This is a genomic window from Acidimicrobiales bacterium, assembly GCA_036270875.1.
GTDB lineage: Bacteria > Actinomycetota > Acidimicrobiia > Acidimicrobiales > AC-9 > AC-9.
In genome coordinates this window covers 24,362-38,961 of sequence record DATBBR010000146.1, presented here as the reverse complement: position 1 = coordinate 38,961, position 14,600 = coordinate 24,362, and the positions used below count along the sequence as shown (strand labels likewise).

The window sequence follows — 14,600 nt, the reverse complement described above, 5'->3', positions numbered from 1 at the left end:
CCATGGCCATCCCAGGCGTAGGCAGCCCTCATCGCCACGCTGGTCGCCAGGTTGGGATCGACCACCGGGGTGCCCTCGCCGGCCTGCACCAGAGCGTCCGCCAGCTGGGAGCTGTTCAAGGACCTGGAGAGATAGGCCGTGACGCCCCGGCGAAGAGCTTCGAACAGCCAGCGCTCGTCGGTGGCCTCGCTCAGGACGGCGACTCGCCACGAGGAGCTCAGTCGCACCAGCTCCCCGGCGAGGTCGAGCGCCTCTGACCCCTGCCTCCCCACGTGCACCAGGACCACGTCGGGCCGCAGGCGGGCCACCGCGGCGGCGACGTCCTCGTCCGGACTCACGTGCCCGACGACGTCGACGCGCTCGCGATACCGGGCGAGCACCGCTTGGAGACCATTGCGGATGATCTCGTCGTTGTCGATGAGCACCAAACGAACCGGTCGGTTCTCGGTGGTTCCCTCAGGCAGCTGCTCGATCATCACGGCTCCGTCCTGTCTGCCTTGGCCCCCCCACCTCGACCTTGTCCCTCCGCTCACGTGGCCACGCCACCTGATCCGGGAGGCTCGGGGATCGCGGTGATCCTCGCATTTCGGACATCTCCCCCTTTCCTTCGCCACGACCGGACAACGGTCGATCAGACCGCAAAGCATAGTCCCGCTTCTGGCGGCGAGAAAGCGCTACCACACGCCACTTTCCTGCCGAGATAGGGGCTGTGCGGTATCGCACCGTGTGGCATTGCGTGCGGGTATGCGCTCACGTGCCGATGATTACCGCGATGCCCTGAGGGGGGTATACGGCACCATGTCCCAATGACGAGTCCACGCCAGAACCAGATCACGGCTCGTCAGACCCCATCTGGTCGCCGAAGCAATCCATTTCTTCTCGTGGGTGGCAGGCCCCCACCGCAGCGACAACGTTCGGGATTCTCGTCCCCGCCAGCTAGGCCGCACTTTCCGGAATTCGGGGGGACGGATTTTGCGTTTTATCGCCGCTTGACGCCGCTGACGATATGTCATGTACCTGACAGATAAATCGTTAATCGACATGAGGATGGCTAAACGTCATTTCCTTTATGACGCGATTGTTTCCCACGGCCAAGGCGCGAGGAGGCAAGCGTGGCCTTGACAGACGCTCTGCCTGCGGGCCCGTAGGGGCCCAATCAGGCCGACAGCAAGCGAGCGCGCAGCTGAGCTGGCGGTCAGGTCCTCGATCGAGGTATTAGGGAATCAAGATCAGCCGGCCGAGAGTGAGTGAGAGGCGCTGAGATCCACCTCTTCCTCCTGGCCACCGCTTCTCCGAACGATGTGATCCCGGGCCTCGTACAGGCGATGGCGGCGAATCCGGTCGACGGCCTCGTCCACGTCGTCGCAGCTTTCGATCCCCACGGGCCGCCCGTCCCGGATGACCTCGCAGCCGCCCGGCACCTCGTTGATCGCCCAAGTTGCTATCCACGCTGGCATAGTCCACCTCCCAGCACGAGGGAGCCTAGTCCCCGACGATCCGATCGTCCACGGGCGGAGAGGACAGAGAGGGGTTGGGAACACGCCCTGGATCCCCCGTTCGAGGGAACTTGCCTCGTTTCGGGAGGATACGGGCATTTCGACCGAGAACGGTGCGGCGCCCGACTCTCAGGAGGTTGATGATGCGCCGCCTCGTCCCCTTAGCGGTCACGCTCGCGCTCGCTCCCGTCATGCTCGCCCCATCCGCGGGCGCCGCCGTACAGGCGGTCTCGCACCGGCCGCTCCTATCAGTCGGAGCAAACAAGTCGAACAACTGGTCGGGCAACAACCAGGGCACCCTCGAGCAGGGGAGCAAGCTGTTCAACGAGGTGGCCGGGGACTGGACAGTTCCGACGGCGACGAACCACAAGGCCGGAGAGGCCGAGTTCTCGTCGACCTGGGTCGGCATCGGCGGCGGGTGCATCGACGCGTCTTGTTCCACGACCGACTCGACGCTCATCCAGGCCGGCACCGAGCAGGACGTGAGCGCACAGGGCGTCGCCTCATATTCGGCCTGGTGGGAGCTGATCCCGGCGACCAGCGTCACCATCAGCACCGTCGGGGTGAAGGCAGGCGATCACATCCATGTCGACATCGGCGAGGCGGTGGCCAACTCGAATGTGTGGACGATCACGCTGAAGAACGTCACGTCCGGCCAGACCTTCACCATGACGACTCCCTACAGCTCGACCCACGCCACCGCAGAGTGGATCGAGGAGACGCCCGTCGTGGTGGGCACCTCGGGGACCGGCGTCGGGCCCCTGCCCAACCTGTCGAGCGTCAACATCGACCTGGCCAAGGCGAACAACGCCCCCGCCGGGCTGAAGGCGTCCGAGGAGCTGCAGCTGATCGACTCCAGCGGCAACCCCCTGGCGACCCCGTCGGCGCCCGACACCGACACCGACGGCTTCAACGACTGCGCCTACGCCAGCAGCTGCTCGGCGCCCACCAGCTCCTAGCAGCCGTTGCTGCTCGCGACCGGTTCGACGGGGCCGGCCCTTCGGGGCCGGCCCTGTCATGTCGGTCAATGTGAGCGGTTCCTCCGGATCGGGTAGGTCGATCGGGGGGCCCTGTGGAACCAGAACAACGGCCGGTTTCCCGGCTTGGCGACGAGGGTGGTCCGAGTACGTGTCGAAGCGCGAGGTGCGGGTGACCCGCTGATGGGCAAGCTGGGGCGTTTCCTGACCACCGTGGGGGCCGCCGGCACCGTGCTCGGACTGGCTGCCCTCGCTCTGGTCCCTGTCGGCGGCGTGCTGGGCGGGGCCTCCCACACTCTGGCCCTGAGCCAGCCGGTTCGACTGAAGCCCCTCGATGTCCCGTCGAAGGTGTACGACTCCAAGGGCGGCCTGCTCGCCGTGCTCCAGGACGCCGACTATCGGGCCCCCGTCTCGCTGTCGCAGGTGCCGCCCACGGTGGTCCATGCCGTGCTGGACGCCGAGGACGCCACCTTCTACCAGCACGGAGCCGTGAGCGTCCCCGCCATCATGCGCGCGCTGAAGAACAACGTGTCGTCGAGCGACGTCCAGGGCGGTTCGACCATCACCCAGCAGCTGGTGAAGAACGCGGTGCTGGATTCGCAGCGCAGCATCAACCGCAAGGTCCACGAGGCCGTCCTCGCCTTTCGCCTCGAGCAGCAGATGTCGAAGGACCAGATCCTGGAGCGATACCTCAACACCGTGTACCTGGGCGAGGGCGCCTACGGGATCGAGGCGGCCGCGCAGACCTACTTCGGGACCGACGTCAGCCGGCTGAACCCGGCTCAGGCCGCCCTGCTCGCCGGGGAGATCCGCAACCCCGAGGGCGACGACCCGATCCGTCAGCCTGGGGCGGCGGTCCAGCGACGGAGCCAGGTCCTCGACGGCATGGTGGCCAACGGCCACCTGAGCGCAGACGAGGCCGCCCTGCTGAAGACGACCCCGCTGCCAACGACGCTTCATCCGCCCCCGTCGCCGCAGGAAAGCCCGTTCGTCGCCGAGGTCAAGGCTGCCGTCCTCGACACCAGCGACCACCGATTCGACGCGCTGGGCACCACCACGGGCGACCGCTTGAACGCGCTGTACAAGGGTGGCCTGACCATCACCACCACGCTGGACCCCGCCCTCCAGCACGACGCCGAGCTGGCTGTTGCGGCTGAGGTGCCGAACACCGGAGGACGGTTCACCGCCGCGGTGGCGGCCATCGAGCCGGCGACGGGGTTCGTGCGTGCCCTCGTCCCCGGCAACCCGGGATCCAACGCCAACGGCTTCGACGTGGCCACCGGTCGAGGGGGCGGTGGGCGTCAGCCCGGCTCGTCCTTCAAGCCAGTGGTGCTCGCCGCTGCCCTGGAGAACGGGTTCAGCACGAACGACACCATCGACGGGACCGCGCCGTGCACGATCTCTCTGCCCGGTGCCGGACCCTACGTGGCCAACAACGCCGAGGCGGGGGCGGGCGTGATGAGCCTCCTCGATGCCACGGCCAACTCGGTGAACTGCGCCTACATCCGCTTGGGGGTGGACGTCGGCCTGCCCAAGATCGTCGACACGGCCCACCGCCTCGGCATCCCGGCGACCGTCAAGCTCGGTACAACGCCCTCGCTCAGCATCGGGACCTACGAGGTGACACCTGAGCAGATGGCCTCGGTGTACGCCACTCTGGCGGCCGACGGGGTGCATCGAACGCCGAGCCTCGTCGAGCGGATCACCGACAGTTCGACCACCGCGCTCTACCAGGCCAACCCGATCGCTACCCAGGCCGTGTCCCCCCAGATCGCCAGGACGACCACCCAGGCGCTCGAGGCCGTGGTCCAGCGGGGCACCGGCACAGCGGCCCAGCTCTCGGGCCGCGCCGTGGCGGGGAAGACGGGGACCACCGACAACCTGGCCAACGCCTGGTTCGTGGGCTACACGCCCCAGCTTGCTACCGCGGTGTGGATGGGCTCACCGACCGGCCAGGTCCCGATGCATGGAGTGGGGGGCGTGGACGTCTTCGGCGGGACCTACCCAGCCCGTGTCTTCCGTGATTTCATGAGCGCCGGGCTCGCCGGCCAACCCGTGGCCAGCTTCACCGCTCCTGATCAGAGCCAGATACCGCCCGGGCACTTCCTGATCGCCCAGGACTCGCCGGGCGCACTCACCAGCCCGCCCCCACCGCCGGCGCCGCCGCCCCCACCGCCGGCGCCTGGGCCGGCCCCGGCACCCGCGCCCGCTGCCCCGCCTCCACCTGCTCCGACGCCGGCGCCACCGCCCGTGCCGCCGGCGCCCGCACCTGGCGGCCACGGGCATGGGCACGGAGGCTGAGCCGGTTCATCGGGCGGAGCGAGGACAGGCCGACGAGGAGACAGCGGGGCTGGAGCCCGGTGCGGGCGGCGGTCCTGCTCCGGGTGGCAGACTGGGACCGGCCCCGAGTGGAGCCAGCCGCAATGGCGCGGAGGTGACGGCATGCCGGTCAGTACTGTCCCGGATTCGCTTCGACCCCTCGAGCGGCGGGTCCTCGCCCTCCAGGAGGCGGGAGTGGGTCGGGAGGAGATCGCGCGCCGCTTTCGGCGCAGCCCCGAGTTCATCGACCGGGTGATCGAGATGGCTCACCTCCCTCGGCACCCGAGCCAGGCATCGAGACCGCCACCGCGTCACGCTCTGCGTCCCATCGAGCGGTGCCTGTTGCGCTGGCAGGAGGAGGGGGAGTCCTTCGACGACCTCGCTCCCCGGTTCAAGCGCAGCCCCGACCATCTCCGCCGGGTGGCAGGCCTGGCGTCGTACAAGCTCAGCCATCAGGGCTGAACACCGAGCCGGCCGGCGAGCTCAGCCGTCGCCGGCGGTCAGTGCCGGCACGTCCTGGTCGCCGGGCCGGCCCCCCCGGTCGGAGCCACCCTCGGGCTGGCCTCCCGGGCCGGCGGTCTCGGCCTGCCGCTCGAACTGCGTGCGGTAGAGCTCGGCGTACTGGCCCCCACGGGCGAGCAGCTCGGAGTGGCGCCCCCGCTCGACGACGCGCCCGTCGGAGACCACGAGGATGAGGTCCGCCTCCCGCACCGTGGACAGTCTGTGCGCGATGACGATAGAGGTTCGTCCGGCGAGCGCCGTCTTGAGGGCCCGTTGCACGGCCACCTCGGACTCGGAGTCGAGGTGGGCGGTGGCTTCGTCGAGCACGACGACGTCCGGGGCCTTGAGCAGCAGTCGGGCGATGGCCAGTCGCTGCTTCTCCCCGCCCGACAGGCGGTACCCGCGGTCGCCGACGACGGTGTCGAGGCCATCGGGAAGTCCCTGGACGAACGCCAAGATCTGGGCCGCCCGCAGCGACTCGGTGAGCTCGTCGTCGGTGGCGTCGGGTTTGGCGTAGCGCAGGTTGGACCGGATCGTCTCGTGGAACAGGTGGGCGTCCTGGGTGACGACGCCAACCGTCTGGCGGATGGAATCGAGCGTGGCGTCGCGCACGTCGATCCCGTTGATCCGTACCGAGCCGCGCCGGACGTCGTACAGCCGGGGTACGAGATGGCTGATTGTCGTCTTGCCCGCGCCGGACGGCCCCACGAGCGCGACCAATTGTCCCGGTTCGACGGTGAAGCCGACGTCGAAGAGGACCTGCTTCGATGCGGTCCGCTCGAGCGTCGCCACGGACTCCAGCGAGGCAAGCGACACCTCTTCGGCCGTCGGGTAGCTGAAGTCGACGTGGTCCAGCTCGACCGTCGCGGGCCCTCGCGGAACGGTGACGGCGTCGGGCTTGTCCTTGATCATGGGGGGGAGGTCGAGGACCTCGAAGACCCGCTCGAACGACACCAGGGCCGTCATCACGTCGACGTTGACGTTCGACAGCTGAGTGAGGGGCCCGTACAGCCGGTTGAGGTAGGCCGTGAGCGCGACCACGGTCCCGACATTGAGGGCTCCGTTGACAGCCAGCAGGCCGCCCCAGCCGTAGACGAGGGCGGTCGCCAGCGACGCCGTCAGCATGAGAGCGGCGAAGAAGATGCGGCTGTACATGGCCGAAGTGATGCCGATGTCGCGCACCCGACCGGCCCGACTGTCGAACACTCCTGTCTCGGCCTTGGGGTGGCCGAACAGCTTGACCAGGAGCGCGCCGGCCACGTTGAAGCGCTCGGTCATGGTGGTGTTCATCTCGGCGTTGAGGCCGTAGCTCTCACGGGTGATGGTCTGGAGCCGCCGGCCGACCCATCGCGCCGGCACCACGAACACCGGAAGCATGGCTAGCGCGACGAGCGTGATCTGCCATGACAGGAACAGCATGGTGATGATGACGAGCGTCACGCTGATGAGGTTGCTCACCACGTTCGAGAGTGTGTCAGTGAACGCCTGCTGGGCCCCGAGGACGTCGTTGTTGAGGCGGGTGATGAGCGCACCCGTCTGGGTGCGGGTGAAGAACGCAAGCGGCATCCGCTGTATATGGGCGAACACCTTGGACCGCATGTCGAAGATCAGCCCCTCGCCCACCCGGGCCGAGAAGTAGCGCTGCCCGAGCGAGAGCACGGCGTCGGCGATGGCGAGACCGGCGACGAGAAGGGCGAGGGCCACGATCAGCCCGGACCGGTGGCCGAGGATCCCCTTGTTGATGATGTCGCGGTAGATGAGCGGGTTGGCTACTCCGATCACGGCGTCGATGACGATCAGGACCAGGAAGACGGCCAGCATCCGCTTGTAGGGCGCCGCGAACCGCAGGATCCGCCGAGCAGTACCTGGAGCCAGCTGCTGGTGCTTGACCGAGCTGTCGCGTCGGAACGAGCGCATGCCGCCCCATGTCGGGCCGCCCCCCGGGCCCATCATCTGGTAGTGCGCTCGTCATGCATCGTTCACGCACCATACCGGGGAGGGCGCTCCAGGCGGGTCGAGAAGGGCCAGCTCAGCGGCGTGGTCCGGCGGACCGACGCCCTGGGTGACCTACCCGCACCGGGACGCGAAGGCGGCCACGCCGGGAACGGCGCCAGCCTGCATCATGGTGTCCAGCGACCCGGGCAGGTGGTAGAGCTCAGCGTCGAGGAAGTCCGTCGACACCTGGGCGACAACGCGCTCGTAGCTGTTGCGGGCCACGTACGGGTCGAGATGGGGCGCCCCCTGCAGGCACAGCAGGTACTTGTTCGGCTGGGGATTGTTGGTGAAGAAGTCGTTGGTCAGCGACGGCGGGTTGATGGTGTCCGCCGTCCCCTGCGTCGCCAGGAGGGGTGGAGAGCCGGCAGGGAACCAGGTGCCGCCCGGATACCCGTAGCGGGCGCCCGAGAGGATGATCGCGGCGTCGACCCGGTGGTCCTGGTAGGCGGTGTTGTAGGCGGTGGCCACCGCCGTGTTGCCCCCGTCGGACTGGCCGGCCACGGCGACCTCGGCCGGGTTGACCAGCTGGTGGAGAGGATCGGAAGGATTGTTGGCGGCGGCGATGAGCTTGTCGATCAGGAAGGTGACGTCGTAGGGCTGGTTCGGGAGATCCCGCTCCTTGTCGCCCGCGTTGGGCACGGTGGGGCTAGTGACGGGGAAGGTCGTCGCCGCCACCGCGAACCCTGCCTGGGCCCAGTCGTGGAGGAGCGGCTGATAGGGCGGCGGGTCCTCGTTCAGGCCGGGTGCGAAGACCACCAGCGGAAAGGGACCGCCTCCCTGCGGAGGCGCCAGCACCGTGTCGTTGCCCGAGATCGGAGTGCTCGAGGGATAGCGCAGCTGCACCGTCAGCCGGCGTGGGGCGGTGGCAGCTCCGCCAGGGGCGAAGGGGGCGGGTACCACGTGACCAGCAGGCTCCACATAGCTGAGGACGGCTAGGCCGACGCCGTAGGGGCTTCCCTTCGGGGGCGCCGGCTTGGCCGTCGTCGGCGGGCTGGTCGGAGGAGCGGTTGTGGGCGGGACGGTCGTGGGCATGTTGGCGGCGCCCCGTCGCGAGGTTCCGCTGCCGCTCGCTCGGGACGGGCCCGATCCGCAGCCCGCGCGCGCCACGGCCATCGCGAGCACGCCGAGGCCCGCCGCCCGCCCCCACGCGGACGGCGCGGGCCGGCGACCGACCGCGAGGGGGCGGTGTCGGCGCCGATCGGGAGTGCGGGAGCGTCTCGGGTGCATGTGGATAAGCGTCGCGTCGTGGTCGAGCGTGGGGGGATCGGCCGTTCAGGAGAAGGCGGCGCGCACCCGGGAGGCGGCGTCGCTCACGGCGGAGTCGGCCACGGGCGTGACCGCCCCCATCTGGAAGAAGCCGTGGATCATACTGTCGTAGCGGCGCAGCTCGACGGCCACGCCGCTGTCACGCAGGCGAGCGGCGTAGGCCTCGCCCTCGTCGCGAAGCGGGTCGAACTCGGCGGTGATGATGAAGGCGGGGGCGACTCCACTCAGATCGTCGATGTGGTGGGGTGAGACCGACGGGTGCTTGGGGTCGCCGTCGGGGCCGAGATAGTGGCCGAGGAACCAGGCGGTCGACTCGTTGGTCAGTAGATAGCCCTCGCCGTTCTCGGCGTGCGAGGGGTACGACATGGTGAGATCGGTGGCCGGATAGACGAGCAGCTGGTATCTGATCGCCGGGCCACCGTTGTCACGGGCCCGCACGGCGAGGAGCGCGGACAGGTTCCCGCCCGCGCTGTCGCCCCCCACGGCCAGTCGGGAGGCGTCGCCACCGAGCTCGGGGGCGACGCCTGCCACCCAGCACAGGGCAGCCCAACAGTCCTCGGCGGGCGCTGGCGCCGGATGCTCGGGCGCCAGGCGATAGTCGACCGACACCACCAGCGCGCCCGAGCGGTTGGCCAGCTTGCGGCAGGTCGTTTCGGCGGTGTCGAGGTCGCCGATCACCCACCCGCCCCCGTGGTACCAGACGAGGATCGGCAGCTGGGCCGTGCCCGCGCCGGCGGGTCGGTACACGCGCACGGGGATGGCCCCCGCGGGCCCACTGGCGTTGACGTCGTCCACCGAGTCGACGGCTTCCGGGAGACCGTCGGCCGCGGCGATCATCTTCATCGTCTGTCGTAGTCCCTCGGGCGTCACCTCGCGGAAGTCGACGCTCCCCATGGCGGCCATCTGCTCGAGCAGGGCCTTGATCTGGGGGTCCAGCGGCATGGGACGGCCTCCTCGGGTCGATCAGAAACCTCAGCTGTTCTTCGCCGGCGCCAGGCCCCGCGCCTCCAGCGCGGTGCGGATCCGCTGGGCCACCTCGGGGATCGGTCCGTTGCCGTCCACGTCGACCAGGATCTGGCGCTCGCGGTAGAACTCGAGCAGCGGTTCGGTGGTCGTTCGGTACTGGGCCAGACGGTGACGGACGGTGTCGATCGTGTCGTCGCTGCGACCGGTGCGCCGGCCTCGCTCGAGCACGCGCCGCTCCAGCTCGGCGTCGGGAACGGCCAGATGGACGACGGCCGAGAAGGTGAGCCCGTGCTCCGTCGCCCAGGCGTAGGCGGCCAGAGCCTGGTCCAGCGTGCGGGGGAACCCGTCGAGCACGAACCCCTCGAGCACGACTGGCTTGGTCAATCGCTCCTGCACGAGGCGCAGCACAAGGCCATCCGGGATGAGGTCCCCCCGCTCGAGATAGGGCCGGACGCGCCTCCCCAGCGGCGTGGAGCGGGCAACGTCGTCCCGCAGGAGATCACCGGTCGAGACGTGGGGAACGCCGTGCTCCGCCGCCAGCAGGCGGCCCTGGGTGCCCTTCCCGCCGCCGGGCGGGGCGAGGAGGAGGAGCCGGATCATGGGGCCTGGTCGCCGCGCGCCGGCGGCTAGGTCGTCGGGCCGGCCTCCCGAGCCGGCGTGGAGTGGGGGCGGAGCCTGATCACGGGCAGAGGCCGGGCGGTCAGGGTCTGGTAGTGCGACCACCCGGGATAGAACTCGTGCAGGCGGGACCACAGCTCGCCCCGCTCCTCGGCGCTGACCGTCTCGGCCACGACGCTGAGCGTCCGTCGGCCGTCTCGCACCGTCACCTTGGGATCGGCCTGCAGGTTGAGGAACCACGCCGGAGGCTCGGGGCGGCCGCCGTTCGAGCCCACGACCACGAAGTCGTCGCCGTCCCGCAGGTACAGCAGCGGTGTGGTCCGAGGCTGGCCGCTGCGACGGCCGACCGTGGAGAGCAGCAGGATCGGTCCCTGCGAGGACTTGGCTCCGATCCGCCCGTCGGTGGCCTCATACATCCAACGATGGACCTTGTAGAAGAGAGGGCCCAGCGATCGATCGAACCGAACCGCGTTCTTAGGTTTCACCCTGGGGGACTCTACCCGCCGACCGGCTCCCGCTGCCCTCCGTTGCCCCGAGACGCTTCCTCTGGGCCAGTGGCACCGAAGAAGTAGCCCTGGCCCAGCTCACACCCGAGCTTCGTCAGTATGTCGGCCTGCTGGGCCGTCTCGATCCCCTCGGCTACCGTGAGCATGTCCAGGGACCTGGCCAGGTCGACGACGGTGTTGATGATCGTCTCGTCCTTCGAGCGATGACCGAGGCCGGCGACGAAGGACCTGTCGATCTTCACGACCTCGACCGGTAGCTCCCGGATCGACGTCAGCGAGCTGTAGCCCGTGCCGAAGTCGTCGACGACCAGGCGGACGCCGAGATCTCTCAGCCGCCAGAGCGTCGACCTGATGCTGGGAGAAGACACCAGCGCCGTCTCGGTGATCTCCAGCCACAGCCGCGTGGGGTCGATGTCGGCTCTCGCGATCTCCTTGATCACCCAGGTGACAATGTCAGGGTGGTTGAGCTCGTGGCCCGACAGGTTCACCGACATGGCGAGCGGGTCGTGCTGGCGATCACGGTTCACGCGGCCCGCCATCTGGCAGGCCTCTTCCAGCACCCAGTGGCCGATCGACGAGATCAGCCCCGTCTCCTCGGCGAGTGGGACGAACTCGGCCGCCCGCAGCAGCCCGTGCTCGCGGTGCTGCCAGGCGACCAAGGCCTCCATTCCCACCGTCTTGCGCTCACGAAGTGAGACGAGCGGATCGAACAGCAGGCGGAACTGCGTGATCCCGGCGGGAGCCTCGACGGCGCGCCGCAGCTCGCCCTCCAGCTTGAGGCGGGTGGCCAGGCGATGCTGCATCGAGCCGGCAAAGAGCTGGAAGCGGTTCCGCCCCCGGTCCTTGGCCTGATGGAGGGCGGTGTCGGCGTCACGCACCAGATCCTTCGCCGATCCGCGGCCCTTCCCACCGATCGCCACGCCGACGCTCACGCTGACGAAGACGTCTACCGTCCCGATCCGGCGCGTGTGTCGACAGGCGCGCACGATGTCCTCGGCCAAGCCCGCGACGGTCCCCCGTCCGAGGGCACCGGGGACGACAACGGCGAAGCTGTCTCCCGCCCAACGGACGAGCACTGCCCCTTCGGGCACCTGCTGGCGAAGGCCGTTAGCTACGAACTTGAGGATGTCGTCGCCAGCGGCCCGGTTGAATGTGTTGTTCGTGTGGCTCAGACGGTCGACGTCGACCAACAGAATGGCGACGTGCGAGTTGGCCTCACTGGCTCCATGTTCGTCGATCCAGCGGTCGAGATAACGCTGATTGGGGAGGTTCGTCAGCTCGTCGTGCAACTCTGTGTACTCGAGCTTCTCCTCGGCCGAGTGCTGGTCGGTGATATCCCTGACATTGATCACCAAGCCCTGGACGTCCGGATCTCGCAACATGTTGGTCGCCCGAGCCTCGAGGTACCGCCACGAGCCGTTCTTGTGGCGTCCGCGGTATCGAGCGACCTCGAACTCGGACTCACCAGAGAAGAGCTTCTGCACGGTCCGGGCGAAGGAAAGGCGGTCATCGGGGTGAACCAGGTGTGCCTGGCGGCCGCTCAGCCCGGCGGGCTCGTAGCCCAGGCTGCTCTCCGGCGCAGAGCTGAGCCGCCGGACGTCACCGTCTCTGTCGAGAATGAAGTAGTTCTCCGAGGAGTTGGCCAATACGGACCGGAGCCTCGCCTCGTTGACCCGGGACGCCTCCTCGTGCTGACGGCTGTCGGTCACGTCGATCACGGTGACCACCTGGTCACGACCGACGGTGTTGATGGTGATGGAGACCCAGATGATGCGCCCATCCTGGCGACGCATGGGGACGTCGAACCCGCTGACCTCACGGTGCTCGCGAAGTCGCCGCCGGAGATCATCCAGATCGGCGGCGTCGAACAGGCGGTCGGCCAATGGGCCCCTGGCGATGAGGTCCTCGGGCGACTCGAAACCGAGCATGTTCGCCAGGGCTTGATTGACCGCCAGCAGCCGTCCGCCCGGGGCGGCATAACACAGCCCAACCGCGGCCTTGTCGAACAGCGCGCGGTAACAATCCTGCTCCGCCGTGGCGTCGGTTCTCGGGCCCATCAGATGGGCCCAGCGTACAGCTTTCCGCAAAAATGTATAGCGATCGGCGATCGTGAGAACGGGCATATCCTCTCGATTTGCTGGATTCGTCGGGATGAAACGAGGGCCCGGAGGCATGACTGCCGACACCGTGCAGCGATTTCGCGTCTGGGCCCCTGATGCCGGGAAGGTCGAGATCCTCGTGGGCAGGCGGGTGGTGCCGCTGACCCGTGACGAGGGCGGGTGGTGGGCGGCGGAGGTCGAGGAGGCAGGGCCGGAGACCGACTACCTGCTGTCGGTCGATGGGGGCGATGGACTTCCTGATCCGCGATCGGCATGGCAGCCCGACGGTGTTCACGGACCGTCGCGGGTCGTCGACCACTCGCGCTTCCGGTGGAACGACCAGGGCTGGCGCGGCATCGAGCTGTCGTCTTCGGTGCTCTACGAGCTGCACGTCGGGACCTTCTCCGACGCCGGCACGTTCGACGGAGCGATCGCCCATCTCGACCACCTGACCGATCTCGGCGTGACAGCCGTGGAGTTGCTCCCGGTGGCCGAGTTCTCGGGCCGACGGGGATGGGGCTACGACGGTGTGGACCTCTACGCGCCGCATCACGCCTACGGCGGGCCTGACGGGCTCAAGCGCCTGGTCGACGCCTGCCACCGGCGCGGCCTTGGTGTCATTCTCGACGTGGTCTTCAACCACCTCGGTCCCGAGGGAAACTACCTGGAGAGCTTCGGTCCCTACCTGACCGAGCGCCACGCGACGCCCTGGGGACCAGCGGTCAACCTGGATGACGCGCGGAGCGCCCCGGTCATGGACTTCTTCGTGGACAACGCCCTCATGTGGTTGCGCGACTACCACCTCGATGGCTTGCGCCTCGACGCGGTCCAGGAGCTGGTCGACGGGGCGGCGATGTCGTTTCTCCGGGAGCTCAGCCGCCGCGTCGATGCGCAAGCCGGCGAGCTCGGCCGGTCCGTGGTCCTGGTGGCCGAGAGCGACCAGAACGACCCTCGCCTCGTGCAGCCACGGTCGGCCGGGGGTGCGGGCCTCGACGGATGGTGGAGCGACGAGTTTCACCATGCGCTGCACGCCGTCCTCACGGGCGAACGCAACGGCTACTACGCCGACTTCGGCTCACTCGATGCGCTCGCCAAGGCGATCCGACAGTCCTACGTCAACGACGGCACCTGGTCCGTCTATCGCCGCCGGGCGCACGGCCGGCCCCTGCCGCCCGGGCTCTCGGGCCATCGCTTCGTCGTGTACCTGCAGAGCCACGATCAGGTGGGCAACCGACCCGCCGGTGAGCGCACCGGCGCGCTGATGAGCGCCCGACTGCTGAAGGTGGGTGCCGCCATCCTGCTCACGGCGCCGTTCGTTCCCATGCTCTTCCAAGGCGAGGAATGGGGGGCGTCAACACCCTTCCAGTATTTCAGCGACCACGGTGACCCGAGTCTCGGGCGCCTCGTCGCCGAGGGGCGGCTCCGGGACCTGTCCCACCTCGAGTGGCCGATCGAGTCGATGCCCGATCCCCAGGACCCCCAGACCTTCGAACGCTCCAAGCTCGACTGGACCGAGCCCCAGCGGCTCCCGCACCGCCAGCTCCTCGACTGGCACCGCCGCCTGATCCGCCTGCGTCGGGACGTGCCCGAGCTGGTCGACGGGCGCCTGGATAGGGTCAGGGTCACCGTCGAGCAGGAGCGATGCCTCGTCGTGCGGCGGGGGCCGATCATCACCGCGTGCAACCTGGGCGAGAAGGCGATCCTGCTCGACGCCGATGGTTCGCTGTTGCTGGGCTCGGAGGAGGACGTCTCGCTCGGAGGCGGACGGCTCCACCTCCCGCCGTCGACCGTCGCCATCCTCGGCGCCGGCCCCGACGACACCTCCGGCCCGGGAGGCCCGACCCCCGGGTAGCCTGA

Annotated in this window: 12 protein-coding genes; 4 read left to right on the top strand and 8 right to left on the bottom strand. The window is 68.8% G+C overall.

What is annotated here, in order from left to right; all coding sequences use genetic code 11:
- The coding region (locus VH112_14115; GenBank protein ID HEX4541372.1) for a response regulator at positions 1 to 476 on the bottom strand (476 nt) is incomplete at its 3' end.
- Between the two features lie 753 nt (positions 477 to 1,229).
- Positions 1,230 to 1,457, bottom strand: a complete 228-nt coding sequence (locus VH112_14110) for a hypothetical protein (protein ID HEX4541371.1) — start codon at positions 1,455 to 1,457, stop codon at positions 1,230 to 1,232.
- Positions 1,458 to 1,687: 230 nt separating this feature from the next.
- On the opposite strand from VH112_14110, the gene VH112_14105 reads away from it, so the two are divergent.
- The 3 genes from VH112_14105 (at position 1,688) to VH112_14095 (ending at position 5,254) form a co-directional block, all read left to right on the top strand.
- A complete protein-coding gene (locus VH112_14105) occupies positions 1,688 to 2,455 on the top strand; it encodes a G1 family glutamic endopeptidase (GenBank protein HEX4541370.1) in 768 nt (255 codons plus the stop codon).
- Positions 2,456 to 2,656: 201 nt separating this feature from the next.
- Positions 2,657 to 4,774, top strand: a complete 2,118-nt coding sequence (locus tag VH112_14100) for a transglycosylase domain-containing protein (GenBank protein HEX4541369.1) — start codon at positions 2,657 to 2,659, stop codon at positions 4,772 to 4,774.
- Between the two features lie 141 nt (positions 4,775 to 4,915).
- On the top strand, positions 4,916 to 5,254 hold the full coding sequence (locus tag VH112_14095) for a hypothetical protein (protein ID HEX4541368.1): 339 nt from the start codon (positions 4,916 to 4,918) through the stop codon (positions 5,252 to 5,254).
- Positions 5,255 to 5,275: 21 nt separating this feature from the next.
- Here VH112_14095 and VH112_14090 read toward each other — a convergent pair whose 3' ends face one another.
- The 6 genes from VH112_14090 to VH112_14065 all read right to left on the bottom strand — a co-directional run bounded on the left by VH112_14090 (position 5,276) and on the right by VH112_14065 (position 12,701).
- On the bottom strand, positions 5,276 to 7,210 hold the full coding sequence (locus VH112_14090; GenBank protein HEX4541367.1) for an ABC transporter ATP-binding protein: 1,935 nt from the start codon (positions 7,208 to 7,210) through the stop codon (positions 5,276 to 5,278).
- Between the two features lie 150 nt (positions 7,211 to 7,360).
- Entirely contained in the window at positions 7,361 to 8,320 is a 960-nt protein-coding gene (locus VH112_14085; protein ID HEX4541366.1) for a hypothetical protein, read from the bottom strand.
- Positions 8,321 to 8,560: 240 nt separating this feature from the next.
- On the bottom strand, positions 8,561 to 9,496 hold the full coding sequence (locus VH112_14080; GenBank protein HEX4541365.1) for an alpha/beta hydrolase: 936 nt from the start codon (positions 9,494 to 9,496) through the stop codon (positions 8,561 to 8,563).
- A gap of 30 nt (positions 9,497 to 9,526) precedes the next feature.
- Positions 9,527 to 10,120: an adenylate kinase gene (locus tag VH112_14075; protein HEX4541364.1), complete on the bottom strand. Its 594-nt coding sequence runs from the start codon at positions 10,118 to 10,120 to the stop codon at positions 9,527 to 9,529.
- Positions 10,121 to 10,146: 26 nt separating this feature from the next.
- Positions 10,147 to 10,623, bottom strand: coding sequence for a nitroreductase family deazaflavin-dependent oxidoreductase (locus VH112_14070; protein HEX4541363.1), 477 nt, complete (start codon positions 10,621 to 10,623; stop codon positions 10,147 to 10,149).
- A gap of 11 nt (positions 10,624 to 10,634) precedes the next feature.
- Positions 10,635 to 12,701, bottom strand: coding sequence for an EAL domain-containing protein (locus VH112_14065; GenBank protein HEX4541362.1), 2,067 nt, complete (start codon positions 12,699 to 12,701; stop codon positions 10,635 to 10,637).
- Between the two features lie 115 nt (positions 12,702 to 12,816).
- On the opposite strand from VH112_14065, the gene treZ reads away from it, so the two are divergent.
- Complete coding sequence (gene treZ, locus VH112_14060; GenBank protein HEX4541361.1) at positions 12,817 to 14,595, top strand: malto-oligosyltrehalose trehalohydrolase; 1,779 nt, start codon at positions 12,817 to 12,819, stop codon at positions 14,593 to 14,595.
- Positions 14,596 to 14,600: the final 5 nt, after the last annotated feature.